The sequence below is a fragment of the Collinsella ihumii genome, assembly GCF_030385545.1.
Taxonomy (GTDB): Bacteria; Actinomycetota; Coriobacteriia; order Coriobacteriales; family Coriobacteriaceae; genus Collinsella; species Collinsella ihumii.
The window spans coordinates 309,136-332,433 of sequence record NZ_JAUEIQ010000001.1 but is presented as its reverse complement, the minus strand read 5'-3'; the positions used below and the strand labels follow the sequence as shown (position 1 = coordinate 332,433).

Here is a 23,298-nt window from a genome sequence, read left to right as displayed (position 1 = left end):
CGCGAGGCAGGAGGCAAGCAGTGCCGGATACCAACTATACGTCATCCATCCTTACAACATACAGGGGAACTTCTGGGCACCCCCTACTACATATTGTGTTTTGGCAGGTCAGCCGCAATGTGCTTTTTTCGAGTCATTTAACTTTTGCTGAAGGGACAGGAGGGTCCGAAAATGCGCCTGAGCGCGTGAGCTGCGGTTGTCCTTTTTGGCGTGGGGCACCGGCCCAACGAAGAATCCACAACGCGTTCGATGTCGAACACGAGAATGGCGCAAGTTGGGGTCTTGACCTAGATGTTGGGCGGGAGTCCCGCGCGGGGGCGTGCTGCCAGCCGTCTGTCGCCTGCGGGTGCGCGGCGCGGGGCGCGGGGCGGGTCGCGTGCCCGACCGGGCCCTCTCGGAGGAGTGAATACGAGTTTGTCATTGTTTTTCGGTGCCATCTCGCCACACACGCCGCACCCGTTTGCATTTCCGCAGGATTCAACTGGGGAAATGCCGAAGGGTGCAACGCGTGTGCAGAAAGGGCGCTCAAAAACAATGACAAACTCAACCTATGACCCTTATGGGTTTTATTTTGAGCAGATTTTTATGCAGTATGGGGGCAGGAATATACAATCCCGCCTCCACGGGCGTCTCAGGCTCGTCAAGCGAACGCCTTGATCGGTGTTTCCCTACAATAGGTGGCATCAACCTCTCAAGGATAAGGGGAGCATCCATGACTCGCATCTATACCAGCCCCGGCAAGTACATCCAAGGACCCGACGCCCTGTGCGAGCTCGGCGCGCATGCGGCCCCGCTCGGATCCAAGCTGCTCGCCATCGCCACGGCGACCGGCATCGAGCGCCTGGGTGCCAAAATCGAGCGCGGCTTCGCCGACGTCGACGCCGAGATCGCCTTCGAGCGGTTCGAAGGCGAATGCACCGAGCGCGAGATCGAGCGGCTCTGCGCGGTCGCGCGCGAGGCAGGCTGCGACGTCGTGGCGGGCATCGGCGGCGGCAAGGTGCTCGATACCGCCAAGGCGGTCGCCTATTATCTCGGCGCGCCGGTCGTCGTCTGCCCGACCGCCGCGTCCTCCGATGCGCCGTGCAGCGCGCTGTCGGTCATCTACTCCGATACGGGTGCGCTCGACCGCTACCTATACCTGCCGGCAAACCCCGACATCGTGCTCATGGACACGACGGTGATCGCCGGCGCGCCCGTGCGCCTCATCGTCGCGGGCATGGGGGACGCGCTCGCCACGTACTTCGAGGCGAAGGCCTGCGTCGACTCCGATGCCAACACCTGCGCGGGCGGCAAGGCGACGGGCACCGCGCTCGCCTGCGCCCGCCTGTGCTTCGACACCCTGATGGAGGACGGCGTGAAGGCCAAGGTCGCGCTCGAGGCGGGCTGCTGCACGCCGGCCGTCGAGCGCGTCATCGAGGCGAACACCCTGCTTTCGGGCATCGGATTCGAGGGCTGCGGCCTGGCGGCGGCGCACGCCGTCAGCAACAGCATGGGCCTGCTGCCGGAGACCGGCCACGCGATGCACGGCGAGAAGGTCGCCTTCGGCACGCTCGTGCAGCTCGTGCTGGAAAACGCCCCGACCGAGCTGCTCGAACGCGTGCTCGGCTTCTGCCTCGAGGTCGGCCTGCCCGTGACGCTCGAGGACCTGGGCGTCGAGGACATCTCCCGCGAACGCATCATGGCGGTCGCCGAGAGCGCGTGCGCGCCGACCGAAACCATGGGGAACCTTCCTGTCGCCGTCACCCCGGACATGGTGTGCGACGCGATCCTCGCGGCAGACGCCTTCGGCCGCTACTACTCCTTAGACAGCTAAGAATGCAAATCGGGGGACGGAATGCAAATCGGGGGACGTACCTTCCGCGTGCACTTTTGCAAATTTGGGGACGTACCTTCCGCGTGCAAAAGCGCCTGCGGAAGGGGCGTCCCCGATGCGCGCTGGGCACTTTTTCATGAACGCAGGGGACCCGAATCGACGTTTCCGCAGGTAGGCGAAAAAGAGCGTCGCACTTTTCATGAAAAACCTGCCTGCTGTACGGCCCGCGCGGCAACCGTACCGGATGCGGTGCATACCGAAGGGGTGTCCCCGATTTGCAAAAATGCACGCTCAAGGTACGTCCCCGAATTTGCACCCCCGGGAAGGGTTCGGCTGGCATCTCGCCCCGCGAAGCTCTACAATCTGCTATTTGTTATACGACCCCGCCCGACCGGCGGGGTCGTCTCGTATGGACGATGGAAGGGGTCGGCATCATGATCGATTGGCTGGTACGCCGCTTTGTGCGCGATTGCGACAACACGGGCGACGCCGCCGTGCGCACGAGCTACGGCCAGTTCGCGGGCATTGTCGGCATCGTGTGCAACGTGGCCCTGTGCGTGGCGAAAGGCGCCATCGGCATTGTCGCGGGCTCGGTCTCCATCGTCGCCGACGCCGTGAACAACCTGTCCGACGCGGCGAGCAACATCGTGAGCCTGCTGGGCTTCAAGCTCGCAAGCCGGCCCGCCGACCCCGAGCACCCCTATGGCCACGGCCGCTACGAGTACCTGGCCGGGCTCGTGGTCGCCGCGCTCGTGCTCGCCATCGGCATCAACCTGGTCGGCTCCTCCGTCGACAAGATCGTCCATCCCACGCCGGTCGAGTTCAACGGCGTGCTCGTGGTCATCCTGCTGCTCTCCATCGTCGTCAAGCTGTGGATGGCAGCCTTCAACCGCTCCATCGGGCGCCGCATCGACTCCGAGACGCTGCAGGCGACCGCCGTGGACTCGCGCAACGACGTCATCTCGACCGCGGCGGTCCTGCTCTCCTCCGTGGTGGCGCATTATGCGGACATCCAGCTCGACGGCATCGTGGGCGCCGCGGTGGGCGTCTTCATCATCTGGAGCGGCATCGGCCTTGTGCGCGACACGGTGAACCCGCTGCTGGGCGAAGCGCCCTCGCCTGAGCTCGTGGAGCACATCCGCGCCAAGATCATGAGCTATCCCGGCGTGCTCGGCACCCACGACCTCATGGTGCACGACTACGGTCCCGGCCGCCAGTTCGCGAGCGCGCACGTGGAGATGCCCGTGGAGGCGGACCCCATGGAGAGCCACGACCTGATCGACAACATCGAGCAGGACTTCAAGAACGACGACGGCCTCATCGTGACGCTGCACTACGACCCCATCGTGACCGACGACCCCGCCGTCACCGACATGCGCAACTGGATCGACCAGGCCGTCAAGATCATCGACCCGCGCATCACCATCCACGACCTGCGCACGGTCCCCGGGCCCACGCACACCAACGTGATCTTCGACTGCGTGCGCCCCGCCGACCTCGAACTCTCCGAGGAGCAGCTGCGCCGCCGCGTGAAGCAGATCGTAAGCGACCACTACCCGCGCACCGTCGCCAAGATCACCATCGACGAGAGCTACGTGAGCTCGGAGCAATAGCGGGGCGACGGCCCGCCGAAGGGGTGTCCCCGAATTTGCATAAATGCACCCCGAAGGTACGTCCCCAGTTTGCAAAAATGCACGCGGAAGGTACGTCCCCGAATTTGCACCCGCACCGGCCCGCAGTTTTCCGAATGGCAACAGAATCGCAACGCGTTGGACCACCTCGGCCCCGTTCTTCTTCCGGAAATAAATGACACCGATACTCGGAATCGAGCGGACGGACCGCTCGACAGGTTTGCTACGGAAGAGGACCCCATGGATGCACACGACCCCGCCGGCCGTACGGACGTCGCCCCCTACACCGGGCTCGTCCCCCACACGCCCAAGATCAACCAGCAGCTCGCGCGCTACGGCGTGAAGTTCGGCATCTATAAAGACGGGACCTTCAACGAGCGGCTCTTCCCCTTCGACGCGATCCCGCGCATCATCGACGCGCGCACCTGGGCCACGCTCGAGCGCGGCCTCGCCCAGCGCGTGGACGCCCTGAACGCGTACCTGCGCGACATCTACGGCGCAAAGGAGATTGTGCGCGAGGGCGTGGTGCCCGAGGACTTCGCGTTCGCGAGCTCGGGATACCTCCCCCAATGCGAAGGCGTGACGCCCTCGTGCGGCATCTACAGCCACATCTCGGGCATCGACCTGGTGGAGGGGACCGACGGCAGCTGGTACGTGCTCGAGGACAACCTGCGCATCCCGTCGGGCGCCTCCTACCCGCTCATCGCCCGCAGCCTGTGCCGCCGCTGCGACGACACCACGTTCCGGCGCGTGCCCGTGGTGGACAACCGCGATTACGGGCGCAGGCTGAAGGAGGTCATGAACCACGTGAACCGCGGCGGCATCAACGTGGTGCTGACCCCGGGACGCTACAACGCCGCGTACTTCGAGCACGCCTACCTGGCCGAGCAGGCCGATGCGCTGCTGGCGACCCCCGACGAGTTGTTCTGCGAGGACGGCAGGCTGTACTACCGCGATGCCGCGGCGATGCGCCGGGTGGGCGCCGTGTACCGTCGTCTGTCCGACGAGTTCCTGGACCCGCTGTGCTTCCGCCCCGACAGCCTCATCGGCGTCCCCAACCTCATGGCGGCCTACCGCGCGGGGTCCGTGGCGATCGTCAACGCACCGGGCAACGGCGCAGCCGACGACAAGGGCCTGTACTACTTCGTCCCCAAGATGGTCGAGTACTACCTGGGCGAGCGGCCCATCCTGCAAAACGCTCCCACCTACCTGCCGTTCTATCCTGACGACATGGCCTACGTGCTGGACAATGCGGACTCGCTCGTCATCAAGGACGTCGCCGAGGCGGGAGGCTACGGGGTCGTCTTCGGATCCACCCTGGATGCCGACGGGCTCGAGGCGATGAAGCGCGCCATCCGCACAGAGCCGCGGCGCTTCATCGCGCAGGAGGTGGTCGACTTCACCTGCCTGCCCACCTACATCGGCGGCGAGGTCGTGCCCCGCAAGGCGGACCTGCGCGCCTTCGTGCTGAGCGGCCCCACCACCACCGTCTGGGCCAGCGGCCTCACGCGCTACGCGCGGCAGGAGGGCTCGGCCATCGTCAATTCAAGCCAAGGAGGAGGTTTCAAGGACACATGGGTACTCTCTCGCTGAACCGCATAGACCACCTGCTGTGGCTGGGGCGCTACCTGGAACGCGTCTTCACCACGCAGCGATTCATCCTGACCGCCTACGACCGCGTCGCGGACCGGGCGCTCGACGATATCGACGGGGACTGGAAAGGGCAGCTCGTCGACCTGGGATTCAACTGTGAGACCGAGACGCCGCTGGAGTTCTTCCAGCGGTGCCTGTTCAACCGCGACAACCCCTCGTCGGTGGCGCGCTCCATGGACGCCGCCTACGACAACGCCATCGCCTGCCGCGACGCGCTGGGAACCGAGAGCCTCGGCTACATCCAGATGGCGGTCAACGCGCTGGAGGCCTCGAGCGCGTCGGACAGCCCCCTGCTCGACCTGCAGCTGGTCCAGGACAACATCATGGCCTTCAAGGGGTGCATCGACGACTTCGTGGTGGACGACGCGGCGCGCTGCCTGGTGAAATGCGGCATGACCGTAGAGCGCATCGACCTGTGCGCGCGCCTGCGCTACCGGCTGGACGGCATTCCGCACGAGGTCGACCGCCTGGCCAGCAGGCTGGACCGCACCGGGGCCTCCTACAGCCGCCAGGCGGTCAAGGAGCTGGCGGCGCAGGCCTTCGACCCGGCGTTTCCCCAGAATGTCGATGACAAGGGCCTCGAGCGCATGATCGCGTGCGCGAACGGCATCTTCGCATAGGACGGGGTGAGGCGTATGCGCATCCTCAGCTATTCGTTCGAGACCGCCCTCCATCTGAGCGAGCCCGTGCGCGAGCACGACTTCCTGCTGCGGTGCCGCCCGAAAAGCGCGGGCGGCCAGACGGTCTTGAGCACCCAGACCGTGGTGACACCCGACACGCGGCTGCTCGAGCTTACCGACGGGTTCGGAAACGCCGTGCTCGCCGGGAGGATCGCGGCGGAGCACGACGAGTTCTCGTTTCTGTCCGCCGGTCGGGTACTGGTCGACCGCGCCGACCAGCCCTGCGAGCACGCGCACCCCATGTACCGGCGGCCGTCCGCCCTCGCCGCCTGTGACGAGGGCATCGCGGCCTTCGCGCGCGACGCGGCCGGGCGGGACTCAGCGGATGTGGCGGGCGACCTGTGGGGCTGCGTGCGGCGCATCTCGGGCGCGCTGCATGCGGCCATGTCCTACGAGCCGGGGTCGACGTTTACTACCACCAGCGCCTCCGAGGCGTTCGCCCAGCGTCGAGGGGTCTGCCAGGACTACGCACACATCCTGATCGCTGCGCTGCGGTCGCTGGGCGCGGCGGCCCGCTACGTCAACGGCCTCATCGTGGGCGACGGGGCCACACACGCCTGGGTGGAGGTGCACGACGGATCCCGTTGGCGCGGCATCGACCCCACCAACGACCGCGACGTCGACGACGACTATATCGAGCTCGCGCACGGGCGCGACTTCTCCGACTGCCCCATCGAGGCGGGCGTGTTCCGCGGGGGCGCCGACCAGCGCCAAGAGCTCTTCATTTCGGTGCGCGACCAGAGCATGCGGGTGTGAGCCGGCAGGGGGTTCGTTGGGGACGGGTTCATTTCAACCCATGGCGGCGCTCCGCGCGCCGCCATGGGTTGAAATGAACCCGTCCCCAACGAACCCCCTCCTGCACGACCGAGCTTACCAGGCGGCCTCGATGGCGCGGATCTGGGCGTACAGCCACCGGTTCTGCGGCACGAGCACGCCGTGGCGCTCGGCTAGGCGGATGATCGTGCCCGAGAACTCCTCGACCTCTGTCGGCTTCCTGTTGATGCGGTCCTGCGCCATGGAGGGCATGCCTTCCGGATCGAGGGTCCGGAGCAGTTCGACCATCTGGGTCAGGTCGTCCTCCGTCACCGCGACGCCCTCGGCACGCGCCACGACGCGCGCCTCGCGCATGGCGGCGACCAGGCTGCGGTACTGCTCGCCGTCCTCATCGCACACCGAGCCATAGGTCCCGCCGTACACCATGCAGGTCTGGTTCACGCCCACGTTGAGCATGAGCTTCGTCCAGATCCGGTGGCGGATGTCCTCCTCGACCGCGTGCACGATGCCCGCGCGGTCCAAGAACCCGTCGATGTCCTCGACCACGCCCGGCTCGGTGCCCGGGGCGGCGCCGAAGCGGATCTCGCCCGGATGCGAGAACGTGAGCTCTCCCCCGATGAACACGGCGTCCATCCCCTGCGTGATGGAGATCACGGTCCGCTGCCAGCCGTAGCGCTCCGCCACGCGCTCCTCGCTCATCACGCCGTTGAGCAGCGACATGATCTTGGTGTCGGGGCCCACCAGCGGCTCCATGGTGTCGAGGGCACCCGCGAGCCCCGGCCCCTTGACAGTCAGGATGACCAGGTCGACCGGCGTCGCCGCGCTCGCCGGGATCGTCCGGATCGGGCAGGGCGACCCGTTGACCATGACAGCATCGGCGCCCTTGCGCGCAAAGCGCTCGTCATCCATCACGAACTCGACGGCGTCGCAGCCGAGATGCTCGGCGATGACCGTGCCGTGCAGAAGCCCGACCGCTCCCCTGCCGACGATTGCGACCTTCTCGATAGCCATGAGAAACCCCTTCCCGCCTCGCCGCATCCCGTCCCGCCGTCCTGCCGGATACGGTTCGCCCATATGTGAAACCGATTACACATAATGTTCCCTCATGCCTGCTGGATGCCGTTGAAAATATACATCCTTGCAGCTCATCGGGCTATTTTGCATCGGTCCGGCATGCGGGTGACGCGCGAGAGCATACAATTGTCCCGTTCATTTTCCCATGCTTCGCCGCGAAAGGAACACGTCACATGGCAGAGACTCCTAAACCTGCCGCATCGCAGGAAACCGTCGTAACCGACACCCCCGCAGCCCCGAAGGCCAAGCCCGCCGCGAAGAGGGCGGCCACCCGCGCCGCATCCGGCTCCGCGAGCGCCGCGGGCAAGGAGCCGTCGGCCGCAAAGAAGGCGACGTCCAAGGCGGCCGGCACGAAGACCGCCGCGACCAAGAAGACGACGCCGCGGGCCGACTCCGCGACATCGACGGCCAAGAAGCCGACCGCCGCGACGCCCAAGGCCAAGGCCGCACCCAAGCCGAAGGCCGCCGCGAAGAAGGCCGCGCCCAAGACCGCGTCCCCCGCAGCCACAAAGCCTGCAAGCGCCCGCATGACCAAGGCCCAGAAGGAGGCCGCGGACAAAATCTTCGCCGAGCGCCTCGCCCGCCATCACGACGAGCTGCGTTGGCTCTACATGGAGCTCTACGACAACGGCGACATGTTCGCCGAGCTCTGCGACCAGATGAAGCACTTCTTCGACGAGCGCAGCACCAAGCTCAAGGAGCTCGACGCCCAGCGCGAGGCCGCCGGCGCCTGGTATCGCGCGAGCGACATGCTCGGCATGCAGATGTACATCGACAACTTCGCCGGCACCATCAAGGGCGTCGAGGAGAAGCTCGACTACGTCCAGCAGTGCAACGTCAACTACCTCCACCTCATGCCGTTCCTCGACACGCCGGCGGACAAGAGCCGCTCCGACGGAGGATACGCGGTCTCCGACTTCCGCCGCGTGAAGCCCGAGCTCGGCACCATGGACGACCTTGCCCACCTCGCCGACGAGTGCCATGAGCGCGGCATCAGCCTGTGCATGGACTTCGTCATGAACCACACCTCCGAGGACCACGAGTGGGCCCGCCGCGCCCGCGCCGGCGAGGGCGAGTACATGAGCCGCTACTTCTTCGTGAAGGACCAGGGCATCATCGACCGCTACACCCGCGACGTCCCGCAGGTCTTCCCCACCACCGCGCCCGGCCACTTCACCTACCTGCCCGAGCTCGACCAGTGCGTCATGACGCAGTTCTACCCCTACCAGTGGGACCTCAACTACCGCAACCCGCGCGTGTTCAACGAGATGATGTACAACTTCCTGTTCCTGGCGAACCAGGGCATGGACATCATCCGCATCGACGCGGTGCCCTACATCTGGAAGCAGCTCGGCACCAACTGCCGCAACCTCAAGCAGGTCCACACCATCGTGCGCATGATGCGCATGATCGGCGAGATCGTCTGCCCGGGCATCGTGCTTTTGGGCGAGGTCGTCATGGCGCCGGTGGAGGTCGTGCCGTATTTCGGCACGGTCGAGAAGCCCGAATGCCACATGCTCTACAACGTCACCACCATGGCGACGACCTGGAACACCGTGGCCTGCCGCGACACGCGCCTGCTGCGCTCCCAGCTCGACGCCGTCTTCGGGCTGCCGCGCGAGTACACGTTCCTGAACTACCTGCGCTGCCATGACGATATCGGCTGGGGCCTCGACTACGGCACGCTGTCCGCATGGGGCATGGCCGAGGTGCCGCACAAGCAGTTCCTGAACGACTACTTCTGCGGCGTCGCGCCCGGCAGCGTCTCGCGCGGCGAGCTGTACAACGCCGATCCCGTGACGGGCGACGCGCGCTTCTGCGGCACCACCGCGTCCATGTGCGGCATCGAGGCGGCGGGCTTCGAGGGCGACGAGGCGGCCATGGACGTGGCCATCCGCAAGGACATCATGCTGCACGCCTACATGTTCACCCAGTCCGGCCTGCCCATCATCTACAGCGGCGACGAGATCGGCCAGGTGAACGACTACTCCTACAAGGAGGATCCCGAGAAGGCCGCCGACTCCCGCTACATCCACCGCGGCGCGTTCGACTGGGGGCTGACGGAAAACATCGAGAAGCCCGGCACGATCCAGCAGCGCATCTTCAGCGCGCTCGCGCAGCTCGAGGATATCCGCCGCACCGAGGCGATCTTCGGTGCCGAGGCCGAGGTCTGCACCAAGGACTACAGCGACACCTCGATCCTGTGGATCGTGCGCCGCGCCGGCGGGCGCGAGCTGCACGCGGTCTTCAACTTCAGCGACGACGCGAAGACGGTCTGGATGCCGGAGACGGCGACCCACACCGACCTGATGAGCGGCACGACCGCCGAGGTCACCACCGTCGACATGCCGAGCTGGAGCTTCATCTGGATGCTCAAGTAGGCTGACCGACGAGCAGATCGGGACGGGTGCCATGGGCCTGCCGCCTCCCTGGCAAACGGCAGGCCCATGGCACCCGTCCCTCGTTTTCCGATACCCGCCATCGGGCCCGCCATCGAAAACGGACCCGACCGCTCGATACAGCGATGCCCCTGGCCGTTGGAGAAAGGTGGCCAGGGGCAGGTTCATGACGCCGTCCGCAACGATACAAGGAGGATGGCGGGATCGCGGGACGGCACGAGAAAGGCGAAATCGCTTACGCCAGCTCGGCATTCCTGAAGTCGGGATGCTGCTGCGCGTCGTAGTAGAACGACTGGACGCGCTCGGAGCCCACGTAGTTATGCGCGTAGTACATGATCGGCACGAGCGGCATGTCCTCGCCGATCATATGGCAGACCTTGCGATAGGCGGCCTTGCGCTCGTCCTCGTCCTCGATCTGGCGCGCGGCGTCGATCGCCGCGTCGACCTCGGGGTTGTTGTAGTGCGGGTAGTTGTCGGCCGCGGTGCTGTAGAAGTTGGGGTACAGGAAGTTGTCCATGGTCGGATAGTCCGCCGTCCAACCGCTGCGCGCCATCTGGAACGAGCCCTCGCTCATCTTGGTGAGGTGCACCGCCCACTCTGCCGTGTCCTGGGTGACCGTGATGCCCACGGCCTCGAGGTCCGCCTGGATGGAGCTCATGATGTCCTCGTGGCCGCGCCCGCTGTCGTAGCTCAGCGTGAGCGTGAGCCCGCGGCTGCCGTCGTCGGCCGCCGGGTAGCCGGCTGCGTCGAGCAGCTGGGCGGCCTGCTCGGGATCGTAGGTGCAGTACTGCCAGATGTCCTCGTCGTCGGAGTCGATGGCACGCGGGAAGATGGTGTCGGCCACCTCGCGCGTCCCCTCGAACAGCGTGTCGACGATGTTCTGGCGATTGATCGCGAGCGACACGGCGCGGCGCAAGTCCACGTTGGAAAGCAAATCGTCCTGCGTGTTGAGGGCGATGAAGTACGTGGAGACCTGGCTGCCCACGAGCACCTGCTTGCCCGGCTCGACCGTGTAGCCGTCATCCGATTGACCGTACGCGTCGATCGTCTGCTGAATGCGGCCGGACGGAATCTGGGCGAAATCGAGCGAGCCGGCTTCGAACTCGTTGAACGCCGTGTCGGGCTGGCTATGGATGGCGAAGTACACGCCGTCGAGCTTGGGCGCGTCGCCGTAGTAATCCTCGAAGCGGGAGCAGGAGATGTACTGGTTGTGCTGCCAGGGCTCATCGAGCATGAACGGGCCGTTTCCGATCGGCTGCTCGAGGAAGGTCGCCGGGTCGTCGATGGCGGCCTGCGGCACGGGCGAGAGGCCCGGGTGGCAGCAGACGGCCAGGAAGTCAGCCATGGGTGCGGTGAGCGTCACCTCGAAGGTGAGGTCGTCGGGGCAGGCAAGGCCGCTCATCTCGGTCGCGTTGCCGTCGACCATGTCCTGATAGCCCGCGACCGGCTGCAGATGGTAGCCGATATCGGACGGCGTGGACATCGTGGGGTCGGCCAGGCGCTCCCATGCACGCTTGAACGAGGCGGCATCGACGGGATCGCCGTTGTGGAAGGTCATGCCCTCGCGCAGCTTGAAGGTGTAGGTGAGCTTGTCGTCCGAAAGCGACGGAAGCTCGGCTGCGGCCAGGGGCACCGCGGTGTTGGTGTCCCAGTCCCAGGAGACGAGCGTGTCGAAGCACGCGAGCACAACCATGGTGCCCTGGACTTCCTTTGCGTTGTACGGATCGATGAACGCAGGCTCGCTCGTGTAGATGCTCATGACGTTGTCGCCCGACGAGGCGCTGCCCGTATCGCCGGCCGGCGCAGACCCGCTCGTGGACCCGGTGCCGCCGCTGCATCCGGCAAGCGCGGTCAGGGCGCTCACCGCAAGGGCGCTGCCGATAAACCGCCTGCGGCCCATCATGGGCATACGATTCGATTCGGTTGCCATCTTCCGTACCTCCTAGATATCTCATCCTCCGTGGATAATGGTATAAACCAGCACTCTGGTTAAGTAAAGCATCGAACCGTCCGTTAACGGTTTGGAAAAGTGCTGGAAATGTTTTAGTTGGATGGAGTGGGTGGTGGGGGCGCCTGCGGAAGCTCCACGTCTTTCAGCTGGGTGCACTCGCCTCGGGAAACGATCGTTGATTCAGTCCGCATCGATCGCCGGCATGAGATCCGTCGAGCATCTGCCATGGTGTTCGGCCCAAAAGCCATGTATACGAGTTTGGTGCGATTTTTGAGTGCCTTCTGTCCACATGCGCCATACCTCTCGACAAAAGCCCAGTTGAATCCTGCGGTTTTGTCGAGGGGTACGGCGCATAGGGTGAAAAGGCACTCAAAAATCGCACCAAACTCAACCTATGTCCTTGATGGGTTTTACTTCGGTCTGATTTTTATGCATGAGAATGCTCGCTACCTGCTGGTTTATCAGCGCTTTATACATGCCAAAATCCGGGCAGGCCAGCGCGCCGGAAGACCCGCCGCCAGCCCGCGCAATCCCCCGCTACCCGCGCGAGAAGAACGCCGCGTCCGCCTTGCGCCAGGGGCGCAGGCGCGCGGGATCCACCTCGACATGCGCGTGCTCGGCCACATCGAACCACTTGACCGTGTATCCCGCGCCGTGGCTGCAAAACACCGAGTCGGGCGTGTTGGGCAGATCGGCCTCCGGATCGTAGGCAGCCTCCTCGATCACGCGCTCGGCATCATGGCACGCCCGGTACCCTGCGTATTCGAGCGCCAGGCGTCCCATGCCGCCCGTATAGCCGCTCACTTCGAGCGCGTACTCGCGCATCTCGGACGCGGGCACCGTGCCGACAAGCTGCGCGGTGTCGCCCGCAATCTCCGGCGCATCGAACTCGGCGCCCATGCGCTGCACGTCGGCGAGCGCGCGGCCCACCTTGTCGGCAGGCACCGTCAGGCGGAACCGATACCACGGCTCCAGCAGCATGCAGGTGCCCTGCTCCCGCGCGCACATTAGCGCGTGCCGGATGGCGCGATACGTCGCCTGCCGGAAGTCACCGCCCTCGGTATGCTTGGAGTGCGCGCGGCCAGCGAGCAGCGTGATGCGCACGTCGGCGATCGGCGAGCCGGTGAGCACCCCCAGATGTTCGCGTTCCAGCACATGCGTGAGGATGAGGCGCTGCCAGTTGCGGTCGAGGTCGTCTTCCGAGCACCTCGTGCCCACCTCGATGCCCGCGCCGCGCGGCAGCGGCTCGATCAGCAGGTGCGCCTCGGCATAATGGCGCAGCGGCTCGTAGTGGCCGATGCCCTCGACCGGCGCGGTCACGGTCTCTTTATATAAGATGCCTCCCGGGCCGAACTCGACATCCAGCCCAAAGCGTTCGGAGAGCGTCTGCTGGATGACCTCGCGCTGGACCGCGCCCATCAGCTGCACGTGCGCTTCCTGCAGGTGCTCTTGCCACGACACGCCCAGCAGCGGATCCTCGTCGGCGAGCTCGCGCAGGGCGCGCACGACGGTGTGCACGTCGTTGGACCCGGGAAGCACCTGATAGGACAGGACCGGTGCGAGCTGCGGCGCCATGCCCGCGGGCTCGGCGCCCAGCGCGCTGCCGGGCACCACATGCGTGAGTCCCGTGACCGCACAGATCTGGCCAGCGGGGACCTCGGTGACCGTCTGGAACGTTTCGGCCTGGTAGATGCGGACCTGGTCGATCTTCTCCTCCCACGCCTCTCCGCGCTCGGTGCCCGATACGAACATCTTGGCGCGCAGCGTCCCGCCGGTCACCTTGAGCCATGCGAGCCGCTCGCCGCGGGGAGAACGGCTCACCTTGTACACGCGCGCGGCGAACTCGTCGGGCCAGGTCCGCTCGTCAACCAGCGCATCGAGACAACACAGCAGCTCCTCGACGCCTTCGCCCTTGAGCGCAGAGCCGAACAGCACGGGAAACACGCGCCGCTCCGACACCAGGCGGCGCACCGTCGTGCGCGCCAGGGTTTCGGTCTCGAGGTATTCGTCGAGCGCCGCCTCGTCGGTCGCCGCGGCATCTTCCAGAGCGCCCGGGTCCGTCGCGCAGCCCTCCGGCACGCTCGCCCCCGCCGCGCAGGCGAGCGCGACCCCGTCCAGACACGAAGCCGAAAGCCGTGCGCGCACCTGATGCATGAGCGCCGCGGTATCGGCTGTCGCCAGGTCGATCTTGTTCACGAAGAGGACCGTGGGCACGCCGTAGCGCTCCAGCAGATCCCACATGGTCTCGGTGTGGCCCTGCACGCCGTCGTTCGCCCCGATGACGAGGATCGCGTAGTCGAGCGCCTGCAGCGTGCGCTCCGCCTCGGCGGAGAAATCGACGTGGCCCGGCGCGTCGAGCAGCATGTAGTGCGTGCCGTCGTGGTCGAAGTGCGCCTGCTTGGAGAAGATCGTGATGCCGCGCTCGCGCTCCATGGCGTCGGTGTCCAGATGGGCGTCGCCGTGGTCGACGCGCCCGCGCGTGCGGATGGCGCCCGCGGCGAACAGCATCGCCTCGGCAAGGGTCGTCTTGCCCGCATCGACATGGGCCAAAAGCCCCACCACCGCCTGCTTCATGCACGCCTCCTCCAACCGATTGCTGCGCTCACCATTGTCGCACACGAAGGGCAGGGGCTGGTGCTTTTTGGGCCGGGAACGAAACGGCTGGGAGCCTCGTATACTGAACGAGGAGGTGTGCATCATGGACTGCATCGATCTTGAGACATGCGAGGTGTTCCAAGGGGCCGAAGGGCCGACCGCTCCCCTCATCTGCGTCATCGACCTGCCGGAGCATCCCTTCGGCATCGCCGAGGCCGCGCAGGGCAGACGCGCCTCGGTCGCGCGCATTCCGATCGCGGCATGGGGCGACAACCTCACCCCGTGGCCGGAGCCGGGCCTGCGCGATGGCGACGCCCCGTTCGGAGGGCACGGCGACCGCACGCTCCGCGAGCTGCTCGATTCCGTCGTCCCCGCCCTCGAGCGCTGCCATGGCATCCGGCCCCGTGCGCTCGCCATCTGCGGCTACTCCCTCGGCGGGCTGTTCGCCTTCCACGCGTTTTGCCGCGACGCGCATCTTATCGCCTGCGCGAGCCTCTCCGGCTCGCTGTGGTATGAAGGGCTGGTTGAGGACCTCGAGCGGCACCCCTTCGACGGCGCGGGCCGCTACGCGTACTTCTCGCTCGGCAAGAAGGAGCCGCGCTCGGGCGCCCCGATCATGCGGCGCGTACAGGCCCGCATGGAGCGCTGCGCGGAACTCTGCCGCGCATATGGATGCGACGTCGACATCGCGATGGGGCCCGGCAACCATATGCAACATCACCAGGAGCGCCTCGAGGCGGGCATATCCGCCCTCGACTCCTTCCTCGGCAGACAAGACGACGGGCATGATACGATGTGCCCCGACTGAGAGGAGACCGGCCATGAAGACGCATCCGTGCCTCACCCTGTTCGCCACGGCCTCGCTTGCAGCCAGCCTTGCCCTTACCGCGGGCTGCTCCGCCCAACCGTCGCTCCCGACCGAGGGGAGCACGTCGATCGACCGAGGAAGTGATGACGTGGCCCAATCGTTTAGCAGCACCGCGCTGGCCGTCGTTCTCGACAACGGCAGCGTCCTGTTCATCGACCGGGACACCGAATCGCCCTACTACCCGGGCCTCGACACCGCGCGCATCGTCGATGCGGACGGCAACGAGACCTCCGCGGACGCACTCACCAGCGGCAACGTCGTGCGCGTCACCGGCAACGGCATCATGTTGGAGAGCTATCCGGGCCAATACCCCGGCATCACCGACGTCGAGATCGTCGACGAGGGTGCACCCGAAAACCTCGAGCCGTACGCGGACATGATCTCCGAGCTGAACGTGGAGCGCGACCCCGCCGAGCCGGCGCAGGCGACCGTCGAGTACCGGACCGAGCAGGCCGTCGTCTCGCTCATGCCGCAAACCAACGGCTACACCTGGAGCTACGAGGAGAACGGCGAGGGAGTGACCGTGACGGCGGACGTTGCCGACCCGGTTCAGGCCAAGGCGGACGACCTTATCGACGCGCAGGTTGACGGCCCGACCGACGCCGCCGTGTCCTTTGACGTGCCCGCCTCCGACCTCCGCGTCACCCGCTGGAGCGAAGCGGATATCGCGGGCGCTACAGACCCCAACTCGATCAACCTTCCCGGAGAGGACGTGCAGGTCACTGCGTCTGATGGGGCATATGTGTTCACGATCGAGCCCGGATACCGGTACTTCTTTGAGGCGACCTTCGATGCGGGCACGGTGGGCTACCTGTTCACCGTGCGCGAGGGATAGCAGGGCGCCGGCGCCCCGGCGGCACGAAGTGTTGAACACCCGCCACGTGGGCCCAGAACTTGCAGTGAGAGCCTCCTTTGAGCTCTTCTCTGCCAGTTCTGGGCCCGTTATCTGGGTACATCTTCTGGGCATGCCCTCGGTGGCGTCGATAAAAATCGGCACCTGCCAATGCTCCGGCACCGTCAGCGCAACTGCGAAGACGCCCCCTCAGGCCAGCTCGTCGAGCTCGCCCGATGCATAGCGCTCGAGCACGAATGCCTCAAGCCGCTGGAAAACGGGGATGTAGTCATCAACGATGCGCTCCACGAGCGCTGAGGCGCGCACCGCATCGTAGATGTGTGTCATGTCGTTTCGGTCGCGTAGCATGGAGAGCCATGCCTCTTCATCCATGCCGTCGAAATACCGAAACGCACGCTTGATGATCTCCCGGGGAGAGCCCGACGCCGAGACCTGATCCCCTTCGTATACCAGCAGTGCCTTGAGCAGCTTCCAGCCGAGCTCGAACTGAAGGGAAAACTTGCCGATGATGCCGCTTTGCACAAACTCATTGGTCCGGTCCTGGAGAGGAGCCTGCTCGAGCACCCTGAGCGCCGAGCGGTAGTTATCGAGCTTTTTCATACAGCACCCTTCCGTCCCGCTCGATCTCTGCGCGCAGAGCAGGCGAAACCGTCTCATCGAGATTGACGACGTCCACCATGAGCAACGACCAGAGGTCGTTTTGCACGGCATCCTCGAACGCTTCTGGATGGGGACAGCCCTCGACGGCGATATCGATGTCGCTTTTGGGCAGATTGGTCCCTCGCGCGCGGGATCCAAACAAGATGACCCGCTGCGCGCCCTCCCTCTCGGCAATCTGCGCGATCTGTCGATACACCCGATCGATATCTGCCATGGAACTCCCTCTCCATCGCGAACGTGAATACATCTTACCGTGCCACGCGCGGGGCACTCGACGCAAAAGCGGACGTTCGACGCGCTCGATTGACGATGAACATGCAAGCTATAGAGCCTTTGCCATGCTTTCCGCTGTTGATGGCGAGCTGTATTGCGAAAGCTGCTTTACTCCCCAACCTGTCACGACTTTTAGCAGTGGTTGCCCTCGTCAGCCGATGGTTATCGGGTAGCATCCAATCCGGGTACTTGGAAGGAACCTATTGGATAGCACGATAAAAGCAAATGCTATGAGCAGTAGTAATGCAATTAAAAGACAACGTTTCATAAGCTTTCACCTTACCACCTTATAAACCAATAACCATCTAATGAGCAGCTCAGTGCTGCCCGTCCGCGCCGATGCCATGGAAGACGACGTCGAGCACGCCGTGGACGAAGGCCTCGGGATCGTCGTTTTCGTCGACGACCTCACCCGCGTACTCCGTGATCGCAAAGGCGCCGATGATGGCGACCGCCACCAGATGGCTGTTGGCGCCCGGGCGCACGATCCCCTCCCCCTTGGCGCGCTCCAGCTGGGCCTCCAGCACGGCGATGATGCGGTCGAGATGCTCCTTGATGTGCGGCAGGACCTCGTGCTCCACGTCCCAGATGCCATGGGCGAGCGCCAACGTGAGCGCGCTGCCCGGGCGGACCGCGCGCGCCACCGCCTCGACCAAGCCCAAAATCGACGCGCTCGCCGACGGGGCGTGCGCCACCGCGGCCTCGACGTCGGCGACGAGCCCGTCCATCGAGCGGTCGAAGATCGCCTGCACGAGCGCGCCCTTGTCGGCGAAGTAATAGTACAGCGACCCCTTGGACATGCCGCAGCGCTCCGACACCTCACCGATCTGAAAGCCGGTGCCCCCGTGCTCGAGCATGAGCTCGGTCGCCGCCGCCATGATGCGCTCGCGCGTCGCCGCGCTCTTGCGCGTCCGCGCCTGGGCGCCGGCCGCTCCCGCAGCGTCGCGCTTCTCGACTTGTTTCTTCATGCCTGTACCCTCTGCCGAAGCCCTCATCGGGGAAAACGCGGAGCCATCCGAGACGGACGCGGTGATCTCCCTCGGTCACTCGAAATTGTATCATCACTTAAGTTTTTTGAATTTTTCTCAAAAATATTGGAATCATGGTAAGAAAACGGGTATCTGCAGTGTGCTGTCGAGGGCATCGCCCAGGCGATGCCGAGGAGAACCCATGAGAACCGTCTTTCGCATCTTCGCGCGCGACCTCGAACGCATCGTGCGCAACCCCGCCGCCGTCGTCATCGCCCTCGGCGTATGCATCATCCCGTCGCTGTACGCGTGGATCAACATCCTGGCCAACTGGGACCCCTACGAGAACACGAGCACCGTGCCCGTAGCGGTCGTGATCGAGGACGCGGGCGCGGACATCCCCGACCGCGGACCCACGAACGCGGGCGAGATGGTGCGCGAGCGCTTGGAGGAAAACGACCAGCTCGGATGGACGTTCGTAGACACCGAGGAGGAGGCGACGGACAAGGTGCGGGCAGGAGATGCCTATGCCGCCTTCATCATCCCACGCGACTTCACGTCCACGCTCGCGGGCGTGCTCGACGGGAACGCGCAGCCGGCGCATATCGCCTACTACGTCAACGAGAAGGAAAACGCCATCGCGCCCAAGGTCACCGACACCGGGGCGACCACCCTCGAGGACCAGATCTCCAACGAGTTCGTCCGCGTGGTGGGCGAGGTCGCCTCCGAAAAGCTCAAGGGGGCGGCAGCCGGCGCGCTCGCCGATATCGACCGGGGTACGACGGGTGCCGCAAGCGCGCTGCGCGACACCGCGAGCTCCCTCGACGGCCTCTCCCGCGACATCGACGGGCTCGACGCCACGCTGTCCTCGTCGCGCGACGCAATCGCCGACGCGCGCGCCTCGCTCGTCTCAATCGCCGGCACCTCCGACGCGCTCGCCGGCACCCTCGACTCCTCGCTGGGCACGCTGGGCGACGCGCGGAGCGGCATGCGGGAGATGGCGTCGACGCTCTCGGACGCCCTCGGTACCGGAACGGGCACCATCGCACGCATCTCCTCGACCTCCGCCTACGACCTGAGCGCGCTCGCCGGCGACGTCGCGTGGGCACAGAGCACCGTCGATGCCGCCATCGCGCGGATCCGTGCGCTCGACGGAACGGTCCAGACCTTCAAGACCTCGCTCGAGACCGTCCGCTCCACCATCGTGACCCTCACCCCGCAAGACGGCGAGCAGACGACCATCCAGACCGATATCGTCAAGGAGCTCGACGTCCAGATCCAGGCGCTCGTGGAGCTCTCCGACGCACAGAATGCCCAGCTCGACCGCCTGCAGCAGATCTCCGACGACATCAAGCGGGCCGCAGGAGACGTGCGCGACCTGTCGGGCTCGGTCGCGGGCGCCGTGCAGGACGGCACCGAGCGCATCGCCGACCTGCAGGCCCAGCTTTCCGGCGGCGCCCTGCCCGAGCTCACCTCGTCGCTCGACGCGTTCGCCAGCGCCGGTGGCCGCCTGTCCGGCGCGCTCGCATCCGTCCGCCCACTCACCGAGCAGGCCTCCTCCCTGCTCGGCCAACTCGACACGCTGCTCGACCAGACCGCCTCGACAGCGCGCGACACGTCCGGCACCATCCGCGACACGTCCGCGCGGGTGCGCGGCCTCGCCGACGACCTCGATGCGCTCGGCAGCGCGCAGGCGGCCAGCGAGCTCTCCCGTCTCGTCGACCTCGACCCCACGCGCGTCGGCTCCTTCATGGGGTCGCCCGCGACCATGGTCGACAAGGCGGTCTTCCCGGTCGAGAACTACGGCTCGGGCGTGGCGCCGTTCTACACGAACCTCGCCCTGTGGGTCGGCGGCTTTGTGCTGGTCGCCATCTACAAGCTCGAAGTCGACGCGGAGGGCATCGGGACCGTGCTCCCCTACCAGGCGTTCTTCGGACGCTGGCTGCTTCTGGCCGCACTCGGGCAGATCCAGGCGATCATCTGCTGCACCGGCGACGTGCTCCTCGGGATCCAGTGCGTCTCGCCCGTCGCGTACGTGTTCGCCGGCATGGTCGCATCGCTCGTCTACGTGCTCATCGTCTACGCGCTCGCCGTCTCGTTCAAACATATCGGCAAGGCGCTCGGCGTCCTGCTCGTCGTGCTGCAGATTCCGGGAGCGGCGGGCACCTACCCCATCGAGATGATGCCCGGGTTCTTCCGGGCGCTGCACCCCTGGCTGCCGTTCACCTACGGCATCGACGCCATGCGCGAGGCGGTCGCCGGCTTCTACGGCATGTACTACGTCCAGAACCTCGCCGTCCTCATGCTGTTCTGCGCACCCGCGCTCATCGTCGGCATCGGCGCCCGTCGCCGGCTGCTGCGCATCAACACCCTGTTCGACCGGCGCCTGGCGCAAACCGACCTCATGATCGCCGAGCGCACCGACGCCACCGAGGCGGTCCGCGCGCCCGAGAATCTCGGCGGCGCGGGCGCCCTGCTCGCCGATCCCGCCCGCGCCCGCGGATTCGAGCGGGCCTACCCGCGCCTCGTGCACCGCGGCCTCATCGCCCTCGGATGGGTCCCCGCCGTGCTGCTGCTCGCGCTTTTCGTGCTGCCCGCGAAGCTCCCGCTGCTCATCTGCTGGATCGTCTCGCTTGCCTGCTCGTGCGCCTACCTCATCGTCATCGAGTACCTGCACAGCCTGGCGGCACCGGTTGCGGCGGTGCACGCAGCGGCGCATGGGCGCGCCGGCACGGGCAGCCATTTCCCCTCCGACTCGGAAAGGTCGTGAAGCTCCATGAACCGCATCTGGGCATTCATCCGTCGTGACGCGCGCCACGCCTACGCGAACGCCATCAGCATCGTCGTCATGGTCGGCATCATCACGGTCCCTTCGTTCTACGCATGGTTCAACATCGCCGGAAGCTGGGACCCCTATGGCGAGACGAGCAACCTCAAGGTCGCCGTCGCCAACGACGATGCGGGCTTTGAGGGCGAGCTCGTCCCCGTCAAGCTCAACCTCGGCGACCGCGTGGTGTCCGAGCTGACCGAATCGACGTCGATCGGCTACACGCCCACCACGCATGACGAGGCGATCGAGGGGGTCCGCTCGGGCGCCTACTACGCCGCGGTGATCATCCCGGAGGACTTCTCGACATGCCTGCTGAGCGGGCTTTCGAGCGATCCGCGCCAAGCCGAGGTGCCGTTCTATCAGAACCAGAAGGCCAACGCCATCGCCCAGATCGTCACGAACAAGGCGTCGGCCGCCGTGCAGCAGGACATCGACAGTGGGTTCGCCGAGGCCGTGACCGACGTGGGCGCCGGCGCGCTCGAGGAGCTGAGCGGTCTTTTGGACGACGACCAGCTGGCCGGCGCCGCTGCCAACCTCGAAGGAGCGCTCGGCGGCGCGTCCCAGACCCTCAGGGAGACGGCCGGCATCGCCCGGTCGTTCTCCTCCCTCGCCGGCTCCTCGCAGGCGCTGCTCGACACCAGCGTCGTGACGCTCGACGCGGCGAGCGCCCCCAACCGCGAGCTTGAGGATGCGCTCGTCGAGAGCGCGGACGGCCTGCGCGGTCTGGACGCCGCGATCGATGACGCCGTCGGCGCCGTGGACGGTGCGCTCGCCGGCAGCACCTCGGGTCTCGACGACGTGGGCGACGCCATCGACGCGGCCTTCGACACCGCCTCCGGCCAGGCGAACGAACTCTCCGGGGCGCTCGGCGAGATCGACGAGAGCGTGCGGGCGCGTATCGATGCGCTGCGCAAGCTGTCGGACAGCCTGAACGGGCAGGATACGCTCGTGAAACGCTACGAGGACCACTTCCAGGTGGGCTCTGTCGAATTCAGCCGCGTCCACGAGATCCGCGTGACCATCGAGGGCATAAACGAGCGCGTGCAGCAAGCGATCGCCGAGCTCGAGGAGCTGTCGAGCGGCCTGCAGCAGACCTCGCAGGACATCGAGCGCTCCCTGACCGACGCCGACGCGGCGCGCGGCGAGCTCGCGCAGCTCGTCGACGACGCCCGGGCGAGCCTCGCGTCGGCGCAAGGCGCGTACAACGACTCGCTGCGCGGCACGCTGAGCGACGTCGCCGCAAGCATCGAGAGCTCGGTCGCCGGCGTCGACACCACGATGCAGAGCCTTTCTGCGACCATGTCCGCCGCGGGAGCCGCGGCGCGCGACGCCGGCGCGGGGCTTGCCGACGCCCGCACGGCGCTCGATACGGCGGCAGGCGAGCTCGAGGACCGCGCATCCGCGCTCGACCAGCTGTCCGGGCGCATCGGGGACGCCCTCGCATCCTCGGATATGGACAGCTTGCGCTCCATCCTCTTGACCTCGCCGGCCGAGCTCGGCGCGTTCGTGGCGTCCCCCGTCACGGTCGAGCGCCATGCCGTGTACCCGGTTGAGAACAACGGATCCGCGATGGCCCCGTTCTACACGACGCTCTCCATCTGGATCGGCGGCGTCGTGCTCGCCGCGCTCGTGAAGGCGACGCCCAGCGAGGCCGCCCTCCGCGAGACCGGCTGCACGCTCACGCAGTCCTATCTGGGCAGACTCGCCCTGTTCGCCGGGACCGGCATCGCGCAGGCGCTTCTGATCTGCGGAGGCGACCTGTGCTATCTGGGCGTCCAGTGCGCCCATCCCGCCTTGTTCCTGCTCGCGGGGTGCGTCGCGTCGCTCGTGTTCGTCAACATCATCTTCGCGCTCACCACCTCGTTCGGCGATGTGGGCAAGGCGATCGCCGTCGTCCTCATGGTCCTGCAGGTCGCCGGCGCTGGCGGCACGTTCCCGCCCCAGATGCTGCCTGCGGCGTTCCAGGCGGTCTACCCCTGGCTTCCGTTCGTGCACGCCGAGGGGACCCTGAGGTCGGCCATGTTCGGGATGTACGGCGCCGATTTCTGGATCGAGCTGGGGCTGCTCGCGCTGTACCTGGTACCCGCGCTGCTGCTGGGCCTCGTCGCCCGCCGTCCGGTCATCCGCGCGAACGAGAAGCTCGAGCACGCGCTCGAATCGACCCGCATCATGTAGGCGAGCGGGCCGGGATCGCGCTCGGGGCGGCAGCATGTGGCCGATGCCTCTCTGGGAAGGTCTCGGCTGCAACACCGGCGGTATCACCCGGCCGGAATGCA

General features: G+C 66.2%; 16 protein-coding genes. 10 read left to right on the top strand and 6 right to left on the bottom strand.

All coding sequences use genetic code 11. The annotated features are described in order from the left end of the window. The first annotated feature begins 712 nt into the window (after window positions 1–712). The 5 genes from QVN30_RS01470 to QVN30_RS01450 all read left to right on the top strand — a co-directional run bounded on the left by QVN30_RS01470 (window position 713) and on the right by QVN30_RS01450 (window position 6,533). Window positions 713–1,813: a glycerol dehydrogenase gene (locus tag QVN30_RS01470; RefSeq protein ID WP_289835157.1), complete on the top strand. Its 1,101-nt coding sequence runs from the start codon at window positions 713–715 to the stop codon at window positions 1,811–1,813. 434 nt (window positions 1,814–2,247) lie between these two features. Next, the gene (locus QVN30_RS01465) at window positions 2,248–3,426 is read left to right on the top strand and encodes a cation diffusion facilitator family transporter (RefSeq protein WP_066834258.1); all 1,179 of its coding nucleotides are present in this window, start codon (window positions 2,248–2,250) and stop codon (window positions 3,424–3,426) included. Between the two features lie 258 nt (window positions 3,427–3,684). After that, window positions 3,685–5,037: a circularly permuted type 2 ATP-grasp protein gene (locus tag QVN30_RS01460; protein ID WP_289835155.1), complete on the top strand. Its 1,353-nt coding sequence runs from the start codon at window positions 3,685–3,687 to the stop codon at window positions 5,035–5,037. Continuing rightward, window positions 5,019–5,717, top strand: a complete 699-nt coding sequence (locus QVN30_RS01455; RefSeq protein ID WP_289835153.1) for an alpha-E domain-containing protein — start codon at window positions 5,019–5,021, stop codon at window positions 5,715–5,717. The genes QVN30_RS01460 and QVN30_RS01455 overlap by 19 nt, the downstream gene beginning before the upstream one ends. 15 nt (window positions 5,718–5,732) lie before the next feature. Beyond that, window positions 5,733–6,533 (top strand): transglutaminase family protein, encoded by an 801-nt coding sequence (locus QVN30_RS01450; protein ID WP_066834252.1) that lies wholly within the window; start codon window positions 5,733–5,735, stop codon window positions 6,531–6,533. 114 nt (window positions 6,534–6,647) lie between these two features. Here the strand turns inward: QVN30_RS01450 and QVN30_RS01445 are convergent, their stop codons facing one another. Next, window positions 6,648–7,562 (bottom strand): ketopantoate reductase family protein, encoded by a 915-nt coding sequence (locus QVN30_RS01445; protein WP_289835152.1) that lies wholly within the window; start codon window positions 7,560–7,562, stop codon window positions 6,648–6,650. Between the two features lie 236 nt (window positions 7,563–7,798). Between QVN30_RS01445 and QVN30_RS01440 the strand changes: the two genes are divergently transcribed. After that, complete coding sequence (locus QVN30_RS01440; protein ID WP_289835151.1) at window positions 7,799–10,006, top strand: alpha-amylase family protein; 2,208 nt, start codon at window positions 7,799–7,801, stop codon at window positions 10,004–10,006. A 253-nt stretch (window positions 10,007–10,259) separates the two neighbouring features. On the opposite strand, the gene QVN30_RS01435 is transcribed toward QVN30_RS01440, so the two are convergent. Both QVN30_RS01435 and QVN30_RS01430 read right to left on the bottom strand, forming a co-directional pair. After that, window positions 10,260–11,954 carry a peptide ABC transporter substrate-binding protein gene (locus QVN30_RS01435; RefSeq protein ID WP_289835150.1) on the bottom strand — a complete coding sequence of 565 codons (1,695 nt, stop codon included), beginning with the start codon at window positions 11,952–11,954 and terminating at the stop codon, window positions 10,260–10,262. A 558-nt stretch (window positions 11,955–12,512) separates the two neighbouring features. Beyond that, window positions 12,513–14,549, bottom strand: a complete 2,037-nt coding sequence (locus tag QVN30_RS01430; protein ID WP_289835148.1) for an elongation factor G — start codon at window positions 14,547–14,549, stop codon at window positions 12,513–12,515. Window positions 14,550–14,673: 124 nt separating this feature from the next. Between QVN30_RS01430 and QVN30_RS01425 the strand changes: the two genes are divergently transcribed. Continuing rightward, a complete protein-coding gene (locus QVN30_RS01425; RefSeq protein WP_289835146.1) occupies window positions 14,674–15,378 on the top strand; it encodes an alpha/beta hydrolase in 705 nt (234 codons plus the stop codon). A gap of 13 nt (window positions 15,379–15,391) precedes the next feature. Continuing rightward, a complete protein-coding gene (locus tag QVN30_RS01420) occupies window positions 15,392–16,273 on the top strand; it encodes a hypothetical protein (RefSeq protein WP_289835144.1) in 882 nt (293 codons plus the stop codon). Between the two features lie 207 nt (window positions 16,274–16,480). On the opposite strand, the gene QVN30_RS01415 is transcribed toward QVN30_RS01420, so the two are convergent. The 3 genes from QVN30_RS01415 to QVN30_RS01405 all read right to left on the bottom strand — a co-directional run bounded on the left by QVN30_RS01415 (window position 16,481) and on the right by QVN30_RS01405 (window position 18,192). Next, window positions 16,481–16,891: an HI0074 family nucleotidyltransferase substrate-binding subunit gene (locus QVN30_RS01415; RefSeq protein WP_289835142.1), complete on the bottom strand. Its 411-nt coding sequence runs from the start codon at window positions 16,889–16,891 to the stop codon at window positions 16,481–16,483. Then, entirely contained in the window at window positions 16,875–17,165 is a 291-nt protein-coding gene (locus QVN30_RS01410) for a nucleotidyltransferase family protein (protein ID WP_066834232.1), read from the bottom strand. The genes QVN30_RS01415 and QVN30_RS01410 overlap by 17 nt, the downstream gene beginning before the upstream one ends. A 376-nt stretch (window positions 17,166–17,541) precedes the next feature. Beyond that, a complete protein-coding gene (locus QVN30_RS01405) occupies window positions 17,542–18,192 on the bottom strand; it encodes a TetR/AcrR family transcriptional regulator (RefSeq protein WP_158095675.1) in 651 nt (216 codons plus the stop codon). 202 nt (window positions 18,193–18,394) lie between these two features. On the opposite strand from QVN30_RS01405, the gene QVN30_RS01400 reads away from it, so the two are divergent. Together QVN30_RS01400 and QVN30_RS01395 are read left to right on the top strand one after the other, a co-directional pair. Then, window positions 18,395–20,962, top strand: coding sequence for a YhgE/Pip domain-containing protein (locus QVN30_RS01400; protein ID WP_204587762.1), 2,568 nt, complete (start codon window positions 18,395–18,397; stop codon window positions 20,960–20,962). A 6-nt stretch (window positions 20,963–20,968) separates the two neighbouring features. Then, window positions 20,969–23,197 (top strand): YhgE/Pip domain-containing protein, encoded by a 2,229-nt coding sequence (locus tag QVN30_RS01395; protein ID WP_289835136.1) that lies wholly within the window; start codon window positions 20,969–20,971, stop codon window positions 23,195–23,197. Window positions 23,198–23,298: the final 101 nt, after the last annotated feature.